The following is a 25,992-nucleotide window of genomic DNA, read 5'->3' as shown; positions in this document are numbered from 1 at the left end:
TCAGTAACGGCAGCATCATAATTTCCAAAATTCACTCGACTACCTCCATATGCCTAGGAATTACATCATTGTAAACCAAGCCATTAAACACCATAGAACAGCGCATTCCTTTTATTGGCCTTTCCTTATCCACCGTTACAATTCCGGTCTGGTTAAAGTTGGCATCTGCCCGTTGCGCTTTACTATAGGGTATATTATCCACTCATTAAGTGATTGAAACCCACAATGTACAAGAGACAGAATAGACACAACCCCAAAAGTAATTTTTTGATTCCCTTGGAAATGGTCATTGAATATATATGTAATAAACTTGTAATCGACTCTCTTAACCAATCCCTATTTAATACCCAATTAACAAAGGGGCTAGAATTGTTCTTTTATCCAAAAATAGGATTCTCAGCCTGCATGTAGATTTTCACCTTAACTCCATCAAATGTGTTCGAACACATCTTAAATTTAATAATACTTTAGAGAAAACACCCTTTTTATTGCCGATATTTAACAATAATGTTACTGAATTAAAAAAAAAGCTCCATTTCTATTAGAAAATTACAACTTTCTTAAATATCACGCTCCTGAAGTGACTTGTACGTAGCTAAATATTGCTTATTGAAAAATAAGTTTGCCAAAAAACTCTGGCCTGTGATAATCCGGTCTTTCTGTTCCAACAGGATTCCAAGTTAAATAATGGCGTTGCGAAGTAGCGTCCCCACATTTATAAAAATTTCCATTGGCCTTAAGTCCCTTTAAATTAATTTCGGGATTATGGGTAAGGATTCCAACGGGAATTATTATGGTCATTTCCCAGGTGAAGTCACCTGTCTTTTCAGTGAACGTCTGAGTTCCCAAAGAGCTTTCCAATTCAATTAAATTCTTAATGGCGGTAGGATCAACAAAATCGCGATTGCCCCTTCCAGGGCCATAGGCCAAATGGATAGTGCCTATACAATTAAATTCGAAATTATAATAATTTCCATCGCCTTGGGGATCGAAAAAAAACTCCACACAACTGTCGCGCGCCACGGGACCATTTGTCTCCCCTACACTGGCCAGAATGTTTTTTTCCCTGACATAATATTTTAGCCAGATAGCATTATTACTATGGGCGATCCTGAAGGCAACATCCGGACGATAAGAAAACTTATCCCAATTAATTAAATCTACATGCTCTAATTCAACTTGCTGTTCTAAAAGTTGGGAAACCTGTTCCAAACCAACTTGACCGTTATATTCAATTTCTTTGACCTTAAGCACTTTGTCCTGATTAGGTGTTTGCGATTTGCAGGCCAACATTAACCCGATGAACCATAGTATGACATTTATCTTTTTCCACATTTAGGGCATATCTAATAAAAGTACAAATTAGCTAAAATTTATCATCCATACTTAATATGGTCAGGAATTTAGTGCCCTTAAAAAAATTGTTCTATCTGGGGATAATACTACTCAAAATCTCATAAGATCTTAAGCGGTCCCCATGGTCAAAAATATGCGATACCGCCATTATTTCATTGACTTGTGTCAATGCTATAAATTCTGTAAGCTGTGCTTTAATGGTTTCCTTTGATCCCACAAAACTATAGTGCATCATCTTCTGTATTTGGACTTTTTCCGCCTCATGCCAAAAACCGTCCATACTCTTTACCGGCGGGGGCAATGGTTTTCTGGTATTCCTTATAATCCCCAAAGCCAATTGTTGAAGGCTGGTCTCCAAGTGCCTAGCCTTTTCATCAGTGTCTGCAGCTATAACGTTAACACAAGCAATAGTATAAGGTGCTTCACTTTGTTCTGAAGATTCAAAATTCTGATAGTATAATCTTAGGGCATCATGCAAATGTGTAGGTGCAAAATGACTGGCAAAAGCATAGGGCAACCCTTTAGATCCCGCCAATTGCGCGCTAAAGGTACTTGAACCTAATAGATATAAAGGAATGTCCAAACCCTCACCAGGAATGGCCCTCACGGCTGCATTTCTATTCTCCTTAGAAAAATACGCCTGTAGTTCCGTTATATCATTAGGAAAATCGTGTACGCTTTCGGTCCGATTTCTTCTTAATGCCTTTGCTGTTAGTTGATCCGTTCCTGGTGCCCTTCCCAAGCCTAGGTCTATTCTTCCTGGATATAGTGTCTCTAGCGTGCCAAATTGTTCCGCTACAATTAAGGGAGCGTGATTAGGCAACATAATTCCACCGGAACCTACTCTAATGGTATTGGTACCTTGGGCAATATGTCCTATTAAAATCGGCGTGGCCGAACTAACCAAAGTTTCCATATTGTGGTGTTCGGAAATCCAAAATCGTTCATAGCCCAAAGTTTCTACGTGTTGTGCCAGTTCCAAGCTCTTTTGGATAGATTGTAAGGGTGTTGACCCTTGAGCTACAGGAACCAAATCCAAAACTGAAAATTTTGTATTCCTGAAATTATTGTTAATATTCTCCTCCATTTTCCAATTATTTTATTGACGTGATCATGATTTTTAGTCGAAAAAGGATATCAATACTTAAAAAAAATAGGAAGTCTACAATTAACAGTACGGATGTTTTATAAGTGATCGACTCACTCTATGATTATATCTGTCCAGCGATTACTTGACAAAAGTGTTAAAACTATTCCCGTTCAAAAATTACGGTAAGACCCGGGTTTTCTTTTTCCAATTGTACTTTGGTTTCTTTGGATACTTCGGATTGCCAAAGATAGATTTTCTTTAACCTGGTTAATTTGGGCACTAGATCCAAGACACCTTTGGAAACTTTTGTCCCATAAAGGTTAAGCGATTCCAAATTCTCCAATTTCGATAAGTGCTTTATCCCGGCATCGGTAATTTCATTTCCCTTGAGGTCTAACTTCACCAAATTTTGCAATAATCCAATTTTTTCTAGATACGCGTCTTTCACTTGCGAATTACCAAGGTTAAGCCAAACCAATTGTTCCTTTAATTCTAGTAAGGCGTCCATATCTGAAGCTTCAAGGTCGTATTCACTCAAACTAAAATTGGCCTCCAGAAAATAATTGTCCTTCATTAAAGGATTGATTACGAAGCCATGCAAAATCAGGGAATCAACTATGGCCCTATTGGGAGGAGGAACCTTTTTATTAAAAAGATTGTTCTTATCCAATCCCAAATAATTGCTGACTATAGGACCAACTACTTTTTCCGTATCCAATTCAGTAACAAACCCATTTTGTGGAGCTCCAATTTTGATCCACCATTTGATCAATAATACTTCTTGATCTGTCAGCGGCAACTTTCCTTCAGAAGGCATAAAATCATCGTGCTCCGTGGGTAGCGTAATTCTTCGCACCAATTCGCTCTTTAGAGCATCGCCAGGCACAATGGTATTTTCGCTTTCACCTCCAAGCAACATATTCCCATAGGAAGTAAGTAAAAGATCCCCTTTCTTTTTTCCTTCGTTATGACAACTAACACATTTAGACTGCATCATTGGTTGCACTAAATCTAGAAACACATCTGCAGAATCCAGTACAGTGACTTTCTCGCGTGGCGCCACTTTGGAAGGCAGTCCTGCTATATTTCTCACAGGATTTGGTGCATATTCCAGTAGATACGTAGAACCATGGGTAAGGTTACCCCCCATGTGCCCTGTAAACATAACTAAAAGACCCACTATAAAAGCCAATATCCATTTTGGAAGACGAAGTGAGTTAGGTGATTTTTTATTGATAAAATAACAAACAAAAGACAACAACATTGCGGCAATTCCACCCCACTGATGCCAGAACAAGGTATCCTCATCGTAACCACTACTAAGGGACAAGAAATAACCAAATATTACGGCCAAAAGTGCACTTAATGCCCCCATAAGCCACATTAAAGGGAGATAATTCTCCAAAGGCTTGAATTTTGGCCAACGGATGGCCACCTGAGCCAAAATGGCCATAATTAGGAAACCTATGGGAAGATGTACCACTACTGGATGAAACCGACCAAAAAACAAAACAACATCTGGCGGGTTATCTAAAATACCCCCATTCATCAATAAACTAAAACCCATTTATACTATTTAAGTGGTGTGCCCTTCAAAAGTTTTCCGTTAGTGGTCAATATTTGAAAGTGATGTACCCTATGCCCTTCATAATTCCAAACTATGGATTTATCAGGGGTCAATTCAAACAATTTAATTCCCTTTTGGGCCCCGTAGCTAGCAATTACCGTATTGCCATTGGGTAATCTTTGTGCCCCACAAGGGTCAACGAATGGTGTCTCCTCAACATCAGAGTTGGATACTTTCCATACCACCATACCTTGAGGATCAAATTCCACCACCTTGTTCCCATGGGTTAAGGTAACCACTGTATTTCCATTTTCCAGACGAATAGCGGTAAAGGGCCAATTTTCTGCTTCCCTTCCTCCCAAATCGGCTAAATCCGTATTAAAAACTTTTACCACTTTCCCATCCGACTGGTACTCCTTAACCGCAAATGCCAATAAATGGGGTACCAAATAATTGCCGTTGGACAATTTTCTGGCCATTCTCGTCTGCATATGTACATTATCCGTATCTGGTTTAAGAGGCGTACTGCTTACCACTTTTCCCTTTTTATTAACCTCAACTATTCTGGGATGTGATCCGGATTCGGTAATCATGGTATTGCCGTTGGATAAACGCACTGCGGTACCCAATTCCATAGATTTCTCCGCCCTCGAATAAGTGAAAATTACCTTTTTTTTCTTGTTGTACTCCCGCACTTCATCTCCCCAACAAATAAGAATATTACCGTTCTTTAAAACATAACCATCCCTGGCACCCTTTTTTCCAGAATCCCAAAGCTCATCACCGTTCTCTCCTATTATTCCAGTAAAATCAGGTCCTGCAACAAAAAAAGAATGCTTAATTTCATTTTTATTTGTCGGCTGATGTCTGGCAGTTAAGCTAGTAGATTGACCCACCAAAAAAAGGGGCGACATCATTATAAACAATAGTCCTTTGCTAATTATATTCATATGCGAGTATTCCAATTAAAATTTTACTTAGGTTAAAATATCTTTTACTACGTTACCGTGAACATCTGTCAACCTCATATCACGGCCACCAAAACGGAAGGTCAATTGTTTATGATCTATTCCCAGCAAATGCATAATGGTTGCATGTAAGTCATGTACCGTAACTTCGTTTTCTATTACCCGATAGCCATATTCATCGGTCTTGCCAAAAATAGTTCCTCCTTTTACTCCTGCTCCTGCCATCCACATACTAAAAGCCGACGGATTATGGTCTCGCCCATCCGATCCCTGTGCAAAAGGGGTACGGCCAAACTCTCCGGTCCAGACCACCAATGTCTCCTCCAATAAACCTCGTGATTTAAGGTCCTTAAGGAGTCCAGCTATAGGTTGATCCACGGCATGGGCATTTTTTTCATGGCCACTTTTTAAATTGCTATGCTGGTCCCATCTATCGGTTCCCACACTGGGACATGTAAGTTCTACAAATCGGACACCACGTTCTACCAATCTACGGGCCAATATACATTGGGCGGCATAGCCTCGAAGGTGAGGGTCGTCAGAATCCAAACCATACAATTTTTTAGTGGCCTCAGTTTCCTCCTTAAACTCCGTAAGTTCAGGAATAGAGGATTGCATTTTATAGGCAAGTTCATAATTGGAAATGGCAGATTCCACCGCATCGGCCTCCCCAATTTTCCCCATAAGACTATGGTCTAATTGTTTTATGAACTGCAATTTCTCCTCCTGAAGATTTTTAATTCCTTCCCTGGGATTAATGTTGGCCACAGGTTCTGGACCGGCCTTAAAAATCGATGCCTGATAAGAAGCAGGTAAAAAGCCATTCTTGAAATTATCTAATCCTCCTGGGGGAATTAACCCACCGTCAAGGACAACATAACCAGGTATATTTTTGTTTTCGCTCCCCAAACCATAGTTCATCCAAGCACCCATACTTGGGCGTCCCTGCAAACCACTGCCCGTGTGCAAGAAATAATTAGCATTGGTGTGTTCTGGAAAGTTGGAAACCATGGATCGAATTAAAGCAATATCATCTACGCAAGTAGCAATATGAGGAAACAGATCGCTCACCGGCATTCCACATTCTCCGTATTGCTTAAAATCCCAAGGACTTTTCAATATCTTTCCCACATTGTCGAACTGGGTGGCATCTACCTTAAATTTCTTTCTGGGATCTTCACCGTTCTCTTTGGCCAAACGAGGTTTGGGATCAAAGGAGTCCACTTGTGAAACACCTCCGTCCATATAGAGGAAAATTACATTCTTCGCCTTGGGCAAATAATGCGGTCCCAAATAAAGATTGGAAGCCGTTTCAAGAGTCCCGGGCCTCTTACAGCCCAAAGGCATAGTGCCAAACAGACTCATAAGTGCCAATGAACCAAAGCCCCCAGCTGATAGTCCCAACATTTCCCGGCGAGAAATTACTTTTGGTTTAGTATTGTGATGATGGCCCATTATATAAGGTATATAAATTCTTTTAAATTAAAAATACTATGACAATACTCTTTCCAAAGTTTCAATTCTTGGTTCGGTTCGGCATCGTCTTTCTCTTCCATAGTTCTTAGCATCTCGAAAAAATCAGCAGCTTTTTTTAGTTCTTCCAAAGTTGCCAAGCGAGAAAAAGCTTTCATATATATCCATTGCACTTTTTCATCGAAACCGGCCAATCCCTTCTCCATCAATTTCCCAGCCATAATTTCGGCCTGTTGTGCAACCATTGGATCGTTCATTAAAATTAAGGATTGTGATGGCACATTGGTAACGTTCCTACTGCCAAAAGTACTAAAGGGCATAGGACGATCAAAGGTCGTCATCATAGGCTCCAAGAAATTTCTCCTTACTTCCAAATAAATACTTCTTCTTCCTTCCCCATCTATTGGTCCCGATTTCCCTGGCCGACCACGTCCTTGCATAAACTCAGTTAAATAGGTTGCAATTGGTGGCCCATAGATAGTGGTATCCAAACTCTCGGAAACAGCCAACAAGCCATCGCGTATGGCTTCTGCCTCCAACCGTCTTACGGGAAAAGAAGCCAAATAAATATTATTGGGATCAGCTTTTGCTAAATCATCTCCCCTTAATGTACTTCTTTTAAACACCTCAGAAGTTACAATTTCCCTTATCAATTTTTTAACGGACCATCCTTCTTTCTGAAACTTAACGGCCAAATAGTCCAACAATTCGGGGTGGGAAGGTAGCTTCCCTTGCAGACCAAAATTATCAACGGTCTCCACAATTCCCCTGCCAAACAAATGATGCCAAATTCTGTTCACCATTACACGAGAAGTCAAGGGATTATCCTGGTTCAACATAACCTCTGCTAATTCCATGCGTCCACTTCCTTCTGACTTGAATATGGAATCTCCCAATGACAATACCGATAAAAACCTCCTAGGAATATGTTCTTCCGAGGGCTCTTTATAATTGCCTCTATTGAAAACTGGGCTATCAATTCCGTAACCATCGTATATCCCACTAAAAAAGGAATTAGTTTTTAAAGTTTTGGCCAGTTGTTGGCTACTGTCCACAACCGCTTTCAATTCAGGAAATTGTGAAGGCAATTTACCTTTCTTTAAATCCTCATTAAGCCTTTTAACCGTGACGGGGGATATATCTAAGGCCGCCCAATTGTCCTGTAGTTGTGTAGCCATAACCTTGTCCAAATCCAAGGGCCATTCCCCATCATAAGTTACTGCATATTGCGCCTCTATAAAGGCATCCTCAGGTAGATTATACTTATGGCGTTCATAAGCGCCCGGTAATATTTCAATGTATGCCTTTCTACCCTTCCAAGCCGCTACGTTAAAAACAAAATTATTCCAACTTTCAGAATTTACCTTTTGATCAATTCCTCCATAGATAGGATTTTGGATCAATTGAAAATTGTCTATTATTATTCTAATGCTACTGTTTTGTCCCAGTGCCCTTACTCCAATAAAATCTTTATCCAAGATGATATTCCGTGATCGTAAAGCCCCAAAAATACCCAATCCAAGTGTCCTGCTCGAGGCTTTCCCTTCATCCAATCCAATTAATTTCCCAGTAGCTGTATCTACTAAGGGATTCCCTAGAGTGGATTTCTGCCCGAAAGCAAAGCCATCACTTGTCCATCCATCAAAATCACGGCCTCTAAAATCGCCGATTACAGAATAGGCCTTTTCCTTTGAAGTTACTGCTGTGTTCTGGGCAGTATCTGCATAACTGTTTTTAGCTGTATCCCATTTACTGGCCACCAACTTCCGCATATAGGAATTTAGGTTCTCTATTTCCTTGGCCGCTAATCTTTTATCCTTACTTACATCTGCGGGAACAGGAGAAAACCTTGTACTCTCCATTACCCCATATAGGGCATAGTAATCTGCCGCAGTTATGGGGTCAAATTTATGATCGTGACATTTTGCACAAGAAACCGTCAACCCCTGAAAGGTCTTGGTAGTAACATCGATCATGTTATCTATACGATCAGCTTCGTCCTGGCGCACGTCCACAGGGCTATGGGTACCCTCTCCCATGACATAAAAAGCGGTGCCCAGCCTAGATTCCGAAAGACCGGTATCCTTGTTTTCCCTAGTAGTTTCAATTAAATCCCCAGCGATATGTTCCTTTACGAATTGATCATAAGGTACATCCTCGTTAAACGCCCTGATCAGGTAGTCCCTATATTTCCAGGCACCCGTTATGGCATAATCAAATTCATGCCCCTTTGTTTCGGCATACCGTACCAAATCCATCCAATGTCTTGCCCATCTTTCTCCATAGGCCGGGGAATTTAGATAACTATCTACTAATTTTTCGTAGGCCACACTAGTGGTATCCGAAATATATTCCTGTACCTCTTTTGGGTTGGGGGGTAAGCCAGTTAGTAAATAAGACACCCTCCTTATAAGTGAGTTTTTATTGGCAACAGGAACTTTATTCAACCCTTTTCCATCCAATCGCTTGTCTATTAAAATATCGATGGACTTGGAATCTGACAAATCCATATTCGTCACTGGCTTAATGAATGACCAATGATCCTTCCATTCGGCTCCCTGATCTATCCACTTGTTCAATAAGGCTTTCTCCCTCTCGGTAAGTTTTAAATTGGTCTCCGGTGGTGGCATAACCATAGCCGGGTCTTCATTATAAATCCGCATTACCAAGTTGCTTTTGGATGTCTTCCCTGGCACAATGGCATGACCTCCTTCCTTTAGGGCGGCAGTGGCGCCTTCATAAGTATCCAATCGCAAATCCGCCTTTCTACTGCTCGGATCGGGGCCGTGGCACAAATAACAATTCTGAACCAATATGGGCTTTACATGAAAATTAAAATCGACCACCTTAGGCAGAGGTTCGGCAAACTGTTGTGATCTGTCACAGGAAATACCAATTCCACCCAGCGTGCAAATTAAAATCAGAACCTTTATTCTGCTAAAAAACATTGTCAAAATTTTAGAGGGAAATTCAAATATACGGATCCAAAGCTTTGGAATCAACTATTTAAATTGCATGGGCAGATATTAATTGTGCTATCCAAAAGTTAAAAAAAATAGATTTTATCCTAGAATTTTGGATTGCGAAATCCGACTTACTTAGGGATTAAAGCAAATCCTTTAAATCTTTTATTTTGTTGATGGTATTTAGCATATTGGGGACCTCCCCAAAACCATTATGTGCGACTTCTCGTCGTCCCCAAAAAGGGACTCTGTCGAAGTGACTAGGCCAGTCATTTCGAACAAGGTGAGAAATCACACATGTGGCTATACGACGTTTTGAAAGCTAACCGTGAAGCAACCACTTTATTCAAAATAATATTGAGACCCCAAAAATGAAAACCTAGCTTGTGCGACTTCTCAATTGCCCAATAAAGGCTCATGTCGGAGTGACTACACCCGTACCTTGGGCAGTCGAAAACCTCTTTTAGACACAACAGCTAATGGCTCCCCTCTTGGAACGAAGAGGGGAAAGAAAGGGGAGTTTGAAATCTCGAGCCGTAAACCCATACCTTATCTATTGTCCCCTCCCAAAGACCTGGGCTATCAATCCCTTCCGTCTCCTCCGCAGCCAGCGGAAGATCCACCTTCCCTTATCTAAGGGAAGGAGCCCCTGCTATCGTCATTTTGTGCCCATTATGGCTACTGGATTATCTCTTTTCCCTTGTGCCTTTAGGCTACTTCATCATCGGTACCAAATAGAAAGAAATCACACTAGTGGCTATACGACGTTTTGAAAGCTAACCGTAAAGCAACCACTTTATTCAAAAAAATATTGAGATCCCAAAAATGAAAACCTGTCTTGTGCGAGTTGTGGATGATTAAAAAAGGGCTCGTATTGTAGTGGCCATGCCTACAAAGGCGAGGATTTAAACCCAAACACGAACAGTTCCAAACAAGCCTATCCAAATTAGTATGGACTAAAGCAAATCCTTTAAATCTTCTATTTTGTTGATGGTAAATTGTGCATTGGGGACGGCCCCAAACCCGTATTGCGCGAAAATAAATGGTATTCGGTTCCCTTCGGCCGCTGTATAATCCCCTAGGGTATCCCCAATATAGATCGGTTTGGCAAGGTTGTTTCTTTCAATGACCATTTTTACATTTTCGGTCTTGGATTTTCCCGTATTTCCTGAACATTCAAAATCTTTGAAATAGCCACCCAAACCATGATATTCATAAAAAGCCTCGATATAACCAGCCTGACAATTACTGACTATAAACAGATTATACTTGTTCCCTAAAATCTTTAAGGTTGCCTCCAATCCATTGTACAAAACACCCCCAGATTCCTTAATATCATTTACCTCCTGTACATAACAACTGTTCATGACCTCAGATTGCTGCTCTTCGGTAAGATAAGGAAACAGCTTCTTGCCTACCAAATCGTGCTGCATTCCCAAAATACCCTGTATATCTTCCTTGGAGATAGGGTTTTTAATACAATCGAAACCATTTAGGGCCGTATGCCATGCCTTGATACTCATTGGCATAGGATCCCAGAGGGTCCCATCAAGGTCAAATATGATGTTTTCAATATTGTCCTTTAAGCCTGTCAAAGTCATTTTGTTAGAATTGAGAAAAAGCGGGGTCTTAAATTAGATTTACAACCTCGCCCGTGTTTGCTGATTTATAGGCCGCATCCACTATATCCAGCACCATTTGTCCTTCCAAAAGTCCAGGAACCGGTTGTTGCCTACTTTCGATACAATCTACAAAATACTCCATTTGACGGGTATAGATTATCTGGTCACAATGATCTTCCCTTTTTGGAAGATCGGGCACTGTTGTTATGGAGCCTTCCCCATCTTTCATTTTTAAAAATGTGGGAAACAGATTGGCATATCCTTTGGTCCCGAACAAGCTGGTACTGGCTTCCGGACCGTCCATATGGGGATGCCACCATCCACTTTCTATAATACTTTCCGTTCCATTGTCCCATGTAATGACCAAAATACTCGTATCGTCCACATCATAATCGCCAAATTCTGTAGAAATTCGAGCATATACCTTAGCGGGTTTAGGGTCTCCCAAAATGTACCTCACGGCGTCAATGGCATGGACCCCCATATCTGCTAAGGCTCCACCACCTGCCAGTTCCTTTTTAGTAAACCAGCCTGATGGGCCCCAATTTTCATGTATTCCGTAACCTTTGGTCTTAAACACTTTGCCGAGAGTTCCTGAATCAACGGTTTCCTTGATATAGCGGGTATCGGTATCAAAACGCCACATATGCCCAACCATTACCAATTGATTATGCTTTTTGGCCACCTCCGCTATTTGTCGACCTTCTTCGCCACTTATTCCCATGGGTTTTTCAAGAAAAACATCTTTGCCATTTTGTAAGAACCTTATGGCATAAGGGGCGTGAAATTGGTTTGGGGTACTAATAATTACTGCATCCAGATCAACTCTATTTACAAGAGATGAAATATCGTTCATCGCCTCTTTGATGTTATACTTAAGGGCAAACTTTTTGGCATTATCTAGGTTTTTGGACACTACGGTCACTATTTCCACATTAGACAGCGTTTGAAGTCCACGAGCATGGTAATCAGATATAAATCCTGCGCCAATAAGGGCTATTTTAATTTTTTTCATTTGAATTAATTCTATTATTTGTGGTCCACAGATGGAGCTGAATTGAGCGTATCAAAGGCTTGAAGCATTTTGGACAAACGATCTGTCAAAATAAAATCGATCCCAGCATCCAAAAGTTCCTTCACTTTAGTTTCATCTTCAGAATGAAAATAATTTACAGTAACTCCATTGTCTTTTAGCCTTTTTAAATCATTAAGCATATTTTCATCATCCATACTACTTTTTAATTGAATAAAGGGAAAATTATTATTTATAGTCCCATCAATATAATCCACCCTAGAAGTTAAACGATCCATATTGCATATCATAAGGCTGTTGCTTACCTGCCTTACCCCTTTTGCAGCTTCATTGCCTACGGCAATAACTGCTTGGTGGGTTCTGCCTGACGCTATCACGGCTTCTGCCGTTGCGGCTCCCAAACGTTCATCCCCTTTTAGATGGATATTAAGCCAAATATTTTTTGGCATTATATCCAGCGCTTCCTTTAAAGTAGGCACCCTTTCCCTCTTAAACTTTTTGGATTTCCATTTCCCAGCGTCCAGTCTTTTAATTTTTTTCAGGGTAAGATTCCCAACCAGCCCACGGCGGTTAGTGGTCCTATCTACACTTTTATCGTGCATAATCACCAATTGATTATCCTTTGTCATTTGGACATCAAACTCGATCATCTGCGCACCTAACCGAATGGCCTCCGCAAATGCCGCCAAAGTATTCTCAGGGTGGGTTTCATTGGCACCCCTATGGGCACAAATGCCCTTTTGAGGTAAACCGTAGTTGTCCGACACCACCGTGGAATCTTGAGAAAAAACAGGGCTGGACCAAGTAAAAAGAATAAGTAGAACTATAGATAATTTCATAAATTTAATCTAATGTTTTCTGAAAATTGAATCTGCCTTACAGCTATTAAATACTCTTAATCCATCAATTCCTCTGCATAGGTGTATATCTTTTTTATGGCCTCGGCCACCAAGTCCATATCGGCTTCTGTTCCCATTAGCACCTTGTGGTGAACACAGACTGACTCCTCCTTAAAAATGCGTTCACAGACGGGTAATGAAAATCTTTTGGGATCAATAGCTTTCCAATACGCATCGTTTAATTTGTGTCTGGAAGGTTTTGTGTGTGGCACATACAGAGAACAATTGTTCAATGGTTCGTAACTGGCATCTACCACCAACCCCAATTCAGCCGCCAAGGCACTTCTGAATTTTTCAATGGGCAAATCCTTAAATTCAATTTTATGGTACCTGAACGCAAAATTAAAGTAAGCCTTCTTAGTTTCCCTTTTATCCCTTGCAATAGGTGAAACTCCAGGAATTTCTTTAAGCAATGCATTTAAGTACTCCCCGTTGGCATCCCTATTCGCATTTTGTGCTGGTAGGCGTTTTAAACCTTCCACTAGGATAGCTGCCTGGAATTCTGTTATTCTAAGATTTCCCGACTGAATAAAATTACCGTCGTCATCCCCATAATCCCCGGCACCCTTATCCACTCCCTCAAAGGCATCTGCTTCAGGCCTTCTTCCACAGTTTCTAAGTGCATCCAATTTATCTGCCAATTCCGAATTGTTGGTAGTTACGGACCCACCTTCCCCAGCGGTCAAATGTTTTGACAATTGATAGCTAAAACTACCAATATCCCCAATACTGCCGGCTTTTTTACCATTCCATTCCCCACCATGTTTGTGGGCACAATCTTCAATAACATAAAGATTATGCTTTTTAGCAATGGCCATAACGGCATCCATATCGGCAAAAGCACCATATAAATGAACTGGTATGATAGCTTTTGTTCTAGGTGTTATGGCTTTCTCTATTTCTTTTGGATCAATACACCAATTATCCTCACTAACATCAACCATAATAGGAGTGGCATTTACGTCGATTACCGTTGCAGCTGTGGCCTGCCAGGTTAAGCCCGGAACAATAACTTCGTCCCCAACACCTATACCTAAGGCTTCCAAGGCAATTTGCAAAGTTATGGTACCATTTACGGTGCAAATGGCGTGCTTAACTCCCGTATATTCGGCAAAACGTTTATTAAATTCTATTTCCTTTGGTCCATTATAGGACCATACTCCACTGTTAAGAACCTCAATCAGGGCAACTTCCTCCTCTTTCCCCCATACAGGCCATTTTGGCCATGGACTTTTATTGGTATCACGACTAGCTACGCCACCATTTATTGCTAATTTTTTCATTTTTAAAGGTTGTTATTAAATGAATAGGTTTATAATTTTTTAGGGTCCAATACTACATGTTTTACGGTCTTCCTATTCCAGGTATATACTATATGTATCATTCCGTCAGGGGTTTGAATAAGGGTGGGATATGAATATTCCTCTCCCTTTTTATCGGTTGTTGCCGTTAAAGGCTCCAAATCCAACACCCTTTCCCATGTTTTTCCGTCTTTGGAAATACCTACACTCAAGGGAACCCTATCCTCGGATTCTATGCTGGTTGGATTATATATCAATATATGCCTTCCATCCCTTAATGTAATGGCATCAATTCCCGAGTCCGGATTAGGAAGTGCTGTAGCTGCCATTTCGCTCCAAGACAGTCCTCCGTCATAGGACCAATTTTCCCCAATTACACCCTGATAGGTTCTACTTAATAATTGGATGGTATCATTACCGTGGTCCAAGATTGCAGGTTGTATGGCCTTAAATATTTTTCCATCGTTCAAAGGCGCAGTTTTAGTCCATGTTTTTCCAAAATCTACACTCCTTTCCAAGTAAATTTTATGGCCCTCTGTTTCACTTTCGGTACTTGAAGGAGATAAAATATCCCCATTGTTCAAAGTAACAGGTCTATTCTTTATAGGCCCCAAAATACCTTCGGCCAATCTGATAGGGGCAGACCAACTAAGACCATCATCCTCCGAGGTTTTGTACATTCCCCACCAATACAATGGATCGGGTCCAACTTTATAAAAGAGAATCAAGGGTTTATTTTTAGGCTTAAATAGTACTGGATTCCAAGATGGGTATCTAACTCCATCCTCCTCTACGCCATCGGCCACTTCGACCGGGGTTGTCCAAATACCGTTCATTTTTCTAGAAACCCAAATGCCTACATCATTGTTTTTCTCTTCTGTTCCCCCAAACCAAGACGCAACCAGGATACCATTACTAAATTCAATGGTTGGCGCATGACATTGGGGTGTTAGGCCCTGGCCTATTTCATAAATGTACTCCACAAAAGCTATGGCTGGATGCTTAGCTGTAGTTTCCAATTTATTATCATTGGCCTTTTCTTTACAGGACCAACCTGATAATAAAAGGGTACTGGCAAGTATATATTTTGTCCAAATTAGCATAATAACAGTTATTAAAAGTCAAGTAATCCAAACCAAGAAAAGGGAAGTTAATTAGGACTATTATATATTCCAGCCTTCCACCTTTAATTCTGCTGCCATAGTTCCTTTAAAATAAGCACAAACCATCCGTTCTTCACCGGGAATTAAGTTGATAAAATTATCTTCCCAGAAAATAGGAAGTATAAGTTCCCCACTCTTTTTATCCACGACTTTTAAGTTGATCAAAAACGCTATATGGTTGCTGTTGTTCTTAAGTTCCACCTTAATATTTTGCTGTTCTCCATCCTGCTCAAAATAATGTGACTCCTCCAACTGTGTTTTGGGCAACTCATTCAACTGCTTAAAGTCTGCATAAACCTTACTTGGGGTGTGAAACGCAAATGGTCCTAAATCAGCCTCATAATCCAACACCTCTTCTTTGGTGGAGAGCCAATAAAAATTATTGTTGATTTCGACCCCATTCTTATCCAATAAACGAAGATCAACAAAATAGGTCGTTGTTAGGCCTTTCAATTCTTTGAATTCCAAGATGGATTTGGATGAATCCGATTCCAAATCAAAGGCGACCTTTTCTTCAAAAAGTATTTCCGATTCTATGGAATATACCCGAATATGTGCCGTCAAATTTTCGACTGGACTTATATGGTCATTAACGGCATAAATATGTTTATCCCCATAATTATATATCAGAGTCAAAGGCTTACACGCCTTTTGGGTAGCATATAATGCGGCAGTAGGATTTAAATAATAATCATACAATTGCCAATACATCTTAGGCCAAGCCGCGTTCAACATCCATTGGATTATACCCGTTGATCTCTCTTTATAAACCTGAAAAGCTTCGAACATTGGGCGCATAAGCTCATAGTTCATCGCCTGTGCCTTTTTATCGAATTCTTCCAAAGAACTTGGGGCTCCATATCGTTCATCAATGGCCTTGGTAAATCTACTAATATCGGCAAATTCATACCTGCCGCAATGATAGTTCCAGGCTTCCCCAATAGGCCATAATTGCTCCTCTGGGATCATCTTTTTTAAACTTTCCAGTTGCGGTACCTGGGCCCCAGGGCCAGTTTCCGTATTAAACCCGTAAGCTCCACCAAATTTGGTGTCCGTAAACCAATATACCGGTGCAGTATAGGCATATGGCCCCAACATTTTTACTCCAGATGACCCACTAATCTCACTAATGACATCTTCACTACCAATAACATGTTGGTCACTGCCCACGCCTCCCGTAGAATTAAGATAAGGTCTTGTGGGATCATATTTAGCGAAAGTGTCTATATATTTTTGTTCCAATTCAGTAATCGGCACCTTGTCACTTGCAACCGTCCAAACAAAGATACTTGGGTGATTGCGCAACCATATTACCTGATCTTCCCAGGCTTGGGCAACATGGGCTATATCCTTGGGCTTATACACCCCCCCGAAACGTTCATTGACTGGGACCCCCATATGGATCTCATGTTCCCAATGACAGCTCCATCCTACCATTAACAAGATTCCATGTTCGTCACATAGGTCATAGAGTTTATGGTCTTTCCCCCAAAAACCTTCCAAACGAATACAATTCAGATTCATTTGTTTTACATACTTCACTTGTGCTTCAATGCTTTCGTCTGTATCCATCAAAAGCATATCATCTGTCCAACCGCCACCTTTAATCAATACCTTTTGTCCGTTGACTTTATAACCACGGTGAATATCATTTAACCAATAATCCTCAATTTGGCGAATTCCAAATCTCACATGGGACTCATCCAAAATATCATCATTGGTCACAAATTTCAAATCCAAATCATAAAGATCGGGATTCCCCAAATGGATAGGCCACCACAGTTTTGGCTCCTTAAAATTAAGTTCCGAGAACTCTTTGCTTGTAAATAGGATCTGTTCCTTTTTTTTAGGCGCAAGGGTTATCTTTTTCTTAAAGATTACGCCCCCTATGGTTCCAATCAAATCTCCTAAAACGGCAGTATCAGAATAGTTAGTTAGTTCCGTTGAAACGGTTAGATCGGCTTCCTTTAAGGTTTCAAGATTTACTTTGGTCTCAACGAATGGCTTTTCAATATGTACCCCACCGTGTAGATGCAAAGTTACAGGTCTAAAAATGCCCATATCGCCATCCGGCGGGGCAGGATTCCAATCTACAAAACCTATACTAAAATCGCCTGGTTTAGGAGGAATTACCTCAATGGCCAGTACGTTGGCACCATTAATAATATATTTACTTATATCAAAGGCAGTTATACGATAAGCTCCATCTATAGCAGTGGTATCGGCTATAAGCTGACCATTTAACCATACATTGGCCTTATAATTAATGCCGTCAAAATTTAAACTTGCAAAATTATTGGCTTGATCTTGAGTAAGTTCAAAATTTGTGGCATACCACCATGACACCTTAAACAATTCGGTTGGAATTGACTTTAGATTTTCCCCAAAATAGGGATCTTCATAAACCTTATTGGACACCAAGGTGCTCAAAACGGTAGATGGAACCTTAGCGGTTAACCAATTATTAGAAATTGAGGATTTGGTAGAAATTTCATGCCCTTTTTCCGAAACTTTACTTGAACTCTGGATTCTCCAATTATCCGATAACGCTATTTTGACGGATCTATGCATGCTATATATTTTATTATTCCTGCTTTGCTTTTAATTTTTTTATGGTGCTTTTTGCCTTCCACATCATACCACCGCCAATAGATATTAAAATCAAGCCAGCAACCATATCGGTCATATGTTCTATGAAGGTTTCGGTATAAATCATTGCAAAAAGTACAATAACCCCAAAAGTGATAATGAAAAACCCAAGGGCGTTGTTAATTTGGGCGGCCTTTATTCCCGCATTTATTTCATTTGTTTCCATATTCTTCGGATTAAAGGGTTAAAAATGATAATAGATAGATGCCAATATAGCTAGAACACTAATAGACCATAGTTTTAAATTGTTCCACCAATGACGATCTTCCTTTGCTATACCCTCGTAAATATACTCTGTCGGCAGCAATAGCACCAAAAAACCTATTACTCCATATAAAGAAAGAAATATCATTTTTGCAGTTTCTTGCGAAACACCGGAAAGCCAGTCAAAATTGAACATATTACAGGTTTTTATTTTTTACCAATATTTTAGAACTAAACACCAATCCCTCAAGTTGTTCATCGGTATGTTTTTTAGTCATCAGACTCACCGATACATTTATAATAACACCTAATAGAAAAGACCACCAAGAAATATAAAGAAAAGGATCTTCTATGGTGAAGAATTGCTCTTTAAATACATTTAAGTAAATAGCAAATCCAATTCCTATGACCAATGCGGAAAGTCCCCCCCATTCGGTAGTTCTTTTCCAGAAAATACCCAACAGTAGAATCGCGAATATCGGACCTTGGAAATAGGACATAAAGGTTTGTATGGCCACATAAATACCTGGGAAATCACTGCTAATAGGCGAGGTAGCCACACCAATAACCAATAAAACCAAGGTAGTGATCTGCCCAACCTTTAAATAATGTTTGTCATCTGCCCCTTTTTTAATAAACGGTTCGTAGATATCTTTGGTAAATAAGGTTGCCGTTGAATTTAACAATGAATCAACACTAGACATAAGACCTGCGAAAAATGCTGCGAACATAAGTCCAACCAAACCAGGAGGCAAAATTGATTTAATCATCATCGGCAACGCTTGATCGCCATCTGCCAGACCAGGATGAACTACTACAGCCATAAGACCTGGAAACAAAACCAATATAGGAATAAACATTTTTAAGGCAGAACCAAAAATCATACTTGCTTTTGCATGCCATTCGTTTTTGGCAGTAAGGCAGCGCTGTACAATAGACTGGTTGCCTATCATATAGGCATTGGCCATAACAAAGGTTAGGCCGAATAAAATTCCTGTCCATGGAAAGGGTGATTTCGTATCCTGTGGTTGAATGATGTCAAAATGATTTCTATACTCAGGCCCCATTGTTGCGATTTTATCGACCATATTATCCCAACCCCCCACTTCGTAAAGACTTAGAAAGACAAGGGCGAATCCACCTATGAACATTATAACGAATTGTACCACATCGGTCATTATTACAGCGGTTATCCCGCCAAAATATGTATATAGCCCAACTACCCCGGCAGTGGAAATAATTGAAATCCATATCGGCCAACCCATAAGCACATTTAGCAATACAGCACTGGCCCAAAAAAGTACACCCAAATCCAAGGCGAAAAATAGAATCCATGTTACTGAAGCAATGGTCCTTACCTTTTGATTATACCTTCTGCCCAAATATTCCGGTATGGTATACATACCCCCGCGCCAGAAATAGGGAATAAAAATAAATGCAGCCAACAACATGGCGGGAACAGAACCTACCCAATCAAAGTTACCAACAGAAATTCCATATCTATATGCCTGTCCGGACACCCCCACAAAATCCAAGGCTCCAATATCCGATACCACAATAGACATCCCAATAGCCCAAAAGGGTAGACTTTTACCACCAAGAAAATAATCTTCGGAACTATTTACAAATTTTTTAAAATAGAGCCCAAGTAATAACATACCTATTATATAAGCTATTACTATAAAATAATCTATCCCTGCTAACATTGTTTGGTATTTTGGTTTATTACCTACAAATTAAATTCAAATAGAAATGATTGATTAAGTAAATCTTATTTCATTTACATGGTATATTACCATAGGCACTAGATTTTTAAGTTATTTTCGAATATTTAAGTTAAAATTACAGCAGTTTAGGAAAATCATAATACACCAATCAACTAATTCTGGTATAATATTCATAGCCATTCCAGCACATATCCCTACCCAAAAAATTCATAAAAAATACCCAAATTTTGCAAGGCCCAAAAATGGTCCTTTTTAACTTTAAGAAATATTCTTGCCAAAAATCAAACATATCTTAACCTAAAATTTTCCATATCTTAATATTGATCACAAAAGAGGTAAAATTCTATAGGTATCTAATAAAATACCATGCTTTTTGCCAATAATTTTACAATAGATTTGTTAACGAAATGCTAATTACTCAACCAATTAATATAAATTATGAAAAAAAGAAGCTTAAAATTTTTGACTTTCCTTTTGTTCAGTATGGTTTCAGGAATCATGTTGGCACAACAAGGAGTAACGGGAGTCGTCAGCAGTGATGATGGCGAATTACTTCCTGGGGTATCTGTGGTGGTTAAGGGCACCTCCAATGGTGTTACCTCCGATTTTGATGGGGTTTACAGTATATCTGTCCCGAACAATAGTGCAGTTCTAGTATTTTCCTATTTGGGAATGGAAACAAAAGAAGTAGTTGTTGGTAATCAATCAACTCTAGATGTAACCTTGGCAACTTCATCCGAACAATTGGACGAAGTGGTCGTAACGGCACTTGGTATTTCCAGGGAAAAGAAATCCCTAGGATATTCCGTAAGTGAAGTAAGTGGAGATGACATAACGACTGTAACACAGGAAAATGCATTAAATGCGTTGAACGGTAGAGTTGCAGGGGTTCAGATTAATTCAACAGGTGGTGCGGGTTCTACGGTAAGTGTGATACTTCGTGGAGCATCTTCCTTAACAACTGACAACCAACCTTTATATGTTATCGACGGGGTGCCACTTCAAAGTAGTCTTTCCAATATCGGTACCGTTGGTAGTGGTATTGTCGTAGATTACGGTGGTGGTATTGCCGATATTAACCCAGATGACATCGCAAACGTATCTGTTCTTAAAGGACCTAGTGCCGCGGCATTATATGGTTCTAGAGGAGGTAATGGTGTTATTTTGATTACAACAAAATCAGGTAAAAAAAGTAAGGGCCTGGGCATTTCTTTTAGCTCTAGTAATGTGTATGAAACACCGTATAAGTTCTTAGAGAAGAGTAATCTTTTTGCAAATGGCAGCCGGCCTGATCCTACCACATCCCAAATTGATGAAAATTCATCTGGGTGGATAGGTCCAGAATTGGATAAGGGCTTAAGTGCAATTCAATGGCCTTATACAGCTGAAGAAATAGCAAGTGGAGTTGGAGTGCCTAAGCCATTGACTTCCAAAGGCAAGAACAATGCTAAAAATTTCTTTGAATCTGCAATTACCTCTACCAATACAGTTTCGTTAGAAAATAGTTCAGATCGCATGAATTATCGTATGTCTTATACTAATATGAGGCATGAAGGTTTTATTCCGAATTCTGATTTAGAGCGAAATAGTTTTACGATTAATAGTGGCTTTGATGTTAATGACAAATTAAAAATAACGTCAAGTTTAAATTATGTTATTTCCGGTGCGGACAACAGACCATCAACGACTGATAGAAATGCGAATCCATTACAAGCAATCTACGATATCAACCCACATATTGATATTCGCGATATGCAAGACTATTGGTTAGTAGAAGGTCAGAGTCAGAATACACCTTATAACTTTGGCGATGACCCATCCGAGTTTGAATATAATAACCCGTATTTCGTAGCCAATGAAATAAACAATGGTTTTGAGAGAAAGAGGATCTACGGTAATATTCAAGGGGATTACAAGTTTACTGATAAACTTTCATTAATGGCGCGTTACGCCTATAATGATAGTCGTGAAGTAAGGGAAACCAAGATATCAAGTGGCTTTAATAGAGAAAGAAATGGAGCCTATGGTCTAGTAACTCTAAATGGAGTGGAAAGCAATGTTGATTTTTTACTATCGTATAAAGATAAGTTAAGTGAGAATTTTGATTTTGGCTTATCTGGCGGGGGTAATATTAGAAATGTAAACAGTGGATATGTATCTACCCAAACCAAAAATGGTGGTTCTGGATTGGTTATACCAAACCTATTCCTCTTGTCTAACATTGCATCTGACAATATTGATTATAATGAAACGCATTCAAAAGAACGCGTAAATAGCTTGTATGCCTTAGGTAATATTAGCTATAAGGATATGATGTACGTGGATGCAACGGTTAGAAATGATTGGTCCAGTACACTACCTGAAAGCGATAATAGTTTCTTGTACCCTTCGGTTTCAACAAGTATCTTGTTGAATAATATGTTCGATATGGGCAGTAATGTGTCTTTGTTTAAGCTAAGAGTAGGCTGGGCACAGTCAGGTAATGACACCAGCCCGCACAATTTATTTGCTATATTGAGTAATTCGGGAGATTGGGGTTCTGCAGCACAGTTGTCTGTACCTGCAGACTTTAAGAACAGTAATATTAAAGCTGAACTTAATACTTCAACAGAATACGGTGTTGATTTGTCGCTTTTCAAGAATCGCTTGAATTTGGATTTTACGTATTATGAGTCGGATAATAAAAACCAAATTTTTCAAAAATCGCTTCCAATTACATCTGGTGCATCATCTAAACTTTTTAATGCCGGTAACCTTAACAGTAAGGGCTTTGAGGCTAGTTTAGGAGGTAAACTAATTGACAGTCAAGATTTGAATTGGAATATGAATCTTACTTTTACCACGAATAAAACCATTATTACAGAATTGGCTCCAGGAACTGATTTCGTGAGATTTTGGGGTGAAGCAAAAGGCGGTGCATATACCTGGGTAGGTGAAGAAGTAGGTCAGATTGTTGACCGTGAATTCGTAAGGGTTAAAGATCCCAATTCTCCCTATAACGGTTGGCTTTTATTAGACGATGAAGGTTGGGAGAATAGTGACAGAACTTTGTCTGATGAAGATGGAAATAGAGTAGCTCCAGTAATTGGGAATTATAACCCCGATTTTGAAGTGGGCCTACAAACATCCGTCAAATACAAAAATTGGAATTTGTCAATGAACTTTAACTGGAGAAAAGGCGGTCAGTTCGTTTCTCAAACACATCGTTATTATGAGTCAGATTTACAGACTACAAGATGGTTGGATAAAGTGTACGATTTAAGCGATGTTGGAGATATACCCACCTATATCAGAAATAATGCAGATGAGTTTTTATCAGAGGGCGGTGAGTTTTACCCACTTGTTGGTGGACCAACAGCTGAATATGGTGGTTTTCCAATTGATGGCCTGAATGATGGTGTATTTTTACCAGGAGTCATTGGATCTTATGATGGCAATGGTAATTTCGTAGCCGACCAAGAGAATATTGGTGGGCCTGGTACACAATATCATACGTATGGTGATAACTACGCTTGGGACTTTACCAAGGCTTCTACCTTTGATGCCGATTATTTAAAGTTAAGAGAGATTTCTATTGGGTATACATTTGCCAACGCAGTAGCTCAGAAAATTGGAATGCGTAATTTATCGCTTTCTTTGTTTAGCCGTAATATTATCTTATGGACCAAAGCGGGAATAAATATTGATCCAGAATCTGCTTTTCAAACTTCTGGAGGTAAATTATCTCAGGGTGTTGAAAGGTTTAATATTCAGCCTTGGGCAATTCCAGTAGGTATAAAACTAAACGCAAGTTTCTAAATAAAATTAAAAAACTAAGGATATGAAATTAATACAAAACATAGCTATCAGATTTCTATTGGTGCCATTATTGCTTGTAGTTTCCTGCGATAATAATCTAGCTGAAATAAATGAGAATCCAAATGGCATAGAGCCGGGTTTGGCCGACCCAAATTTATTGATAAGTACTGTTATGACAGGCTTAGCAACAAGTACAACCTCTAGGGGATATGGTAATGATACCGGTAATGCGGCGCAGTTCACGCAACGCGATTCTTGGTCTAGCAACCGATACGATTGGGAGACCGGTTCAATCTGGTCTAACAATTACAGCCTGTTACGAACCAATAAAGCGGCCCATGACAGGGCGGTAGAGCTGGGTTTAACCTTTCATGAAGGGGTTACTTTGGTATTGAAATCAATGTTGTTCGGTAATTTAACCGATTACTATGGTGATATCCCTTATTCTGACGCATTAAAAGGCACTGATTTAGAAGGAGAACTTCCAGCCTACGACTCACAAGAAGTTGTATATAAGGGTATTATTGCCGATTTGGAAACTGCTTCAGGTCTCCTAAGTGCTGGATCATATGACGGAGTTATTGAAAATCAGGATGTATTTTATGGTGGCGATGCTTCGAAGTGGCAAAAATTGGCCAACTCTTTAGCCTTAAGATATTATATGCGCTTATCTGAAAAACTGCCTTCTTTTTCTCAAGCTGGGGTAACAAGTACACTTACCAAGCCCTTAATCAGTGAAATAGATGATGAACTTGTGCTGACTTATATCGGCGGGATTTCAGAACAATCTTGGCCTAATAGTGGGCAGTTTGGTACAGCTTCTGATTTTTATAGGGTAAAGCCATGTACTACCTTGACAGATAAGTTAAAGGAGTTGGAAGATCCTAGAATTGCGGTATGGTTTGCTCCAGTAGCAGTACCTACTAAAGTAGTTCCCGCTGCGGACGTTCCTGGTGGGGTTGCTGTTGCTGAAGTAGGAGGTGTACGTTATGTTTCTGCTGAGGTTTTAGTGGATGCTGGTGTATTAGGTAGTCAATATGCGATATACTCCGCTTCAACATATGCTGCAGATTTGCTAGCAGGCAAAAAATTAATTGATACCAGCAGCGTTTATGTGGGGCTGCCCGTCGCTGTAAGTGCAGTAGACCCTTATGAGTACAACTTGAATGCAGAAGGTTCAAGAGGGGGTACTAATGCTTATGTCTCCAGAATAAATGAAGTATTCAATCAGAAAGATGATGGAGGAAACCTTTTAAAGGCTAGACTATTTTCTTATGCAGAATTGTCATTCTTAAAAGCAGAAGCAGCGGTAAGAGGCTGGGGTTCTGATGCGGAAGGCAATTATTTGAATGGAGTTCAGGCATCTTTGGAGGTGTGGGGTGTTGGTGATACCTATTCCGATTACATTACCAATACTGGAGTTGCTTTCGACGGTACTCTAGATATTATTATGCAACAAAAATGGATTGCTAATATGTTTAATGGGGACGAAGCCTATATGGATTGGAGAAGAACTGGACTTCCTGATTTAAAGGCTGGACCATTTGCTCGTGAAGATGTGATGCCTTTAAGATTCATTTATCCTAGTGATGAATTAAACATTAATACCGCCAATTATAATGTTGGAGCTTCTTCCTTGGAAAGTACTCCATATAGTACAACGGATCCAGATGATAGCCCTTATGCTAGACCATGGATTGTACAAGGTGTTAGTACGCCTTGGTAAAAAATTGAGTTTTTTTAATTATTGAGTTTTGAGTTAGTTTTTAAAATGCCCTGGGAGACCGGGGCATTTTTTATTGCCCCTCACCCAAAACGCATTAAAAAAGCAGTTCCGTCCACTCAACTTAGTATGTTCCCTTCACCGGCTCGTAGCGATAAAGCAAAATATAAGGAATTCTCGCCATTGATAGGTTAAAGAAGCATATGCTTTAAGCTAAGAAAAGTATACAATCCTTAGCATTTTGGTCCTTAAACTGCACAGCTGTCACCCTCTTTCTTCACCCCCAATTTAAATAAAATCTTTTCCATAAGACACCATTGGGTAAAAGCGGATTGTAAAAGGTTAGCCCCTACAAATAGGGTAAACCACAACCAGTTTATGTTTACGTACATAGCCAATACAACACTTATAATGATAAAAGCACCGGCAATTGCCCTGATATATCTGTTGATCATA

General features: G+C 39.7%; 19 protein-coding genes. 2 read left to right on the top strand and 17 right to left on the bottom strand.

From position 1 onward, the window contains the following. Positions 1-31: 31 nt before the first annotated feature. The 16 genes from CWD90_RS23080 to CWD90_RS14350 form a co-directional block, all read right to left on the bottom strand. On the bottom strand, positions 32-202 hold the full coding sequence (locus CWD90_RS23080; RefSeq protein ID WP_157941241.1) for a hypothetical protein: 171 nt from the start codon (positions 200-202) through the stop codon (positions 32-34). A gap of 404 nt (positions 203-606) precedes the next feature. Continuing rightward, positions 607-1,335 (bottom strand): carbohydrate-binding family 9-like protein, encoded by a 729-nt coding sequence (locus CWD90_RS14420; protein ID WP_103476775.1) that lies wholly within the window; start codon positions 1,333-1,335, stop codon positions 607-609. 91 nt (positions 1,336-1,426) lie between these two features. Next, entirely contained in the window at positions 1,427-2,443 is a 1,017-nt protein-coding gene (locus CWD90_RS14415) for an LLM class flavin-dependent oxidoreductase (protein ID WP_103476774.1), read from the bottom strand. A 163-nt stretch (positions 2,444-2,606) separates the two neighbouring features. Then, the gene (locus tag CWD90_RS14410; RefSeq protein WP_103476773.1) at positions 2,607-4,013 is read right to left on the bottom strand and encodes a DUF2231 domain-containing protein; all 1,407 of its coding nucleotides are present in this window, start codon (positions 4,011-4,013) and stop codon (positions 2,607-2,609) included. Between the two features lie 5 nt (positions 4,014-4,018). After that, complete coding sequence (locus CWD90_RS14405) at positions 4,019-4,963, bottom strand: beta-propeller domain-containing protein (RefSeq protein WP_103476772.1); 945 nt, start codon at positions 4,961-4,963, stop codon at positions 4,019-4,021. 27 nt (positions 4,964-4,990) lie between these two features. Next, the gene (locus CWD90_RS14400; protein WP_239986528.1) at positions 4,991-6,436 is read right to left on the bottom strand and encodes a DUF1501 domain-containing protein; all 1,446 of its coding nucleotides are present in this window, start codon (positions 6,434-6,436) and stop codon (positions 4,991-4,993) included. Continuing rightward, positions 6,436-9,402: a PSD1 and planctomycete cytochrome C domain-containing protein gene (locus CWD90_RS14395; RefSeq protein ID WP_239986527.1), complete on the bottom strand. Its 2,967-nt coding sequence runs from the start codon at positions 9,400-9,402 to the stop codon at positions 6,436-6,438. The genes CWD90_RS14400 and CWD90_RS14395 overlap by 1 nt, the downstream gene beginning before the upstream one ends. Positions 9,403-10,373: 971 nt before the next feature. Beyond that, positions 10,374-11,018 (bottom strand): HAD family hydrolase, encoded by a 645-nt coding sequence (locus tag CWD90_RS14390; protein WP_103476771.1) that lies wholly within the window; start codon positions 11,016-11,018, stop codon positions 10,374-10,376. 28 nt (positions 11,019-11,046) lie between these two features. After that, a complete protein-coding gene (locus CWD90_RS14385; protein ID WP_103476770.1) occupies positions 11,047-12,054 on the bottom strand; it encodes a Gfo/Idh/MocA family protein in 1,008 nt (335 codons plus the stop codon). 14 nt (positions 12,055-12,068) lie between these two features. Beyond that, positions 12,069-12,911 (bottom strand): glycerophosphodiester phosphodiesterase, encoded by an 843-nt coding sequence (locus tag CWD90_RS14380; RefSeq protein WP_103476769.1) that lies wholly within the window; start codon positions 12,909-12,911, stop codon positions 12,069-12,071. Between the two features lie 56 nt (positions 12,912-12,967). Continuing rightward, positions 12,968-14,254 (bottom strand): DegT/DnrJ/EryC1/StrS family aminotransferase, encoded by a 1,287-nt coding sequence (locus tag CWD90_RS14375; RefSeq protein ID WP_103476768.1) that lies wholly within the window; start codon positions 14,252-14,254, stop codon positions 12,968-12,970. A 29-nt stretch (positions 14,255-14,283) separates the two neighbouring features. Continuing rightward, the gene (locus tag CWD90_RS14370) at positions 14,284-15,375 is read right to left on the bottom strand and encodes a sialidase family protein (protein ID WP_103476767.1); all 1,092 of its coding nucleotides are present in this window, start codon (positions 15,373-15,375) and stop codon (positions 14,284-14,286) included. A gap of 60 nt (positions 15,376-15,435) precedes the next feature. Beyond that, positions 15,436-18,006: a glycosyl hydrolase 2 galactose-binding domain-containing protein gene (locus tag CWD90_RS14365; protein ID WP_103476766.1), complete on the bottom strand. Its 2,571-nt coding sequence runs from the start codon at positions 18,004-18,006 to the stop codon at positions 15,436-15,438. 13 nt (positions 18,007-18,019) lie between these two features. Beyond that, complete coding sequence (locus CWD90_RS14360) at positions 18,020-18,250, bottom strand: hypothetical protein (RefSeq protein WP_103476765.1); 231 nt, start codon at positions 18,248-18,250, stop codon at positions 18,020-18,022. Positions 18,251-18,268: 18 nt separating this feature from the next. Then, positions 18,269-18,484: a hypothetical protein gene (locus tag CWD90_RS14355; protein WP_103476764.1), complete on the bottom strand. Its 216-nt coding sequence runs from the start codon at positions 18,482-18,484 to the stop codon at positions 18,269-18,271. Between the two features lies 1 nt (position 18,485). Then, complete coding sequence (locus tag CWD90_RS14350) at positions 18,486-19,994, bottom strand: sodium:solute symporter family protein (RefSeq protein ID WP_103476763.1); 1,509 nt, start codon at positions 19,992-19,994, stop codon at positions 18,486-18,488. Positions 19,995-20,453: 459 nt separating this feature from the next. On the opposite strand from CWD90_RS14350, the gene CWD90_RS14345 reads away from it, so the two are divergent. Together CWD90_RS14345 and CWD90_RS14340 are read left to right on the top strand one after the other, a co-directional pair. Next, the gene (locus tag CWD90_RS14345) at positions 20,454-23,813 is read left to right on the top strand and encodes a SusC/RagA family TonB-linked outer membrane protein (RefSeq protein ID WP_205161248.1); all 3,360 of its coding nucleotides are present in this window, start codon (positions 20,454-20,456) and stop codon (positions 23,811-23,813) included. A gap of 22 nt (positions 23,814-23,835) precedes the next feature. Next, the gene (locus CWD90_RS14340; RefSeq protein WP_103476762.1) at positions 23,836-25,539 is read left to right on the top strand and encodes a SusD/RagB family nutrient-binding outer membrane lipoprotein; all 1,704 of its coding nucleotides are present in this window, start codon (positions 23,836-23,838) and stop codon (positions 25,537-25,539) included. Between the two features lie 245 nt (positions 25,540-25,784). Here CWD90_RS14340 and CWD90_RS14335 read toward each other — a convergent pair whose 3' ends face one another. Then, positions 25,785-25,991, bottom strand: coding sequence for a YgaP family membrane protein (locus CWD90_RS14335; protein ID WP_103476761.1), 207 nt, complete (start codon positions 25,989-25,991; stop codon positions 25,785-25,787). Between the last annotated feature and the right edge of the window lies 1 nt (position 25,992).

The organism is Arenibacter catalasegens, from assembly GCF_002909235.1.
Lineage (GTDB): Bacteria > Bacteroidota > Bacteroidia > Flavobacteriales > Flavobacteriaceae > Arenibacter > Arenibacter catalasegens.
This window is presented reverse-complemented; position numbering and strand designations above follow the sequence as displayed.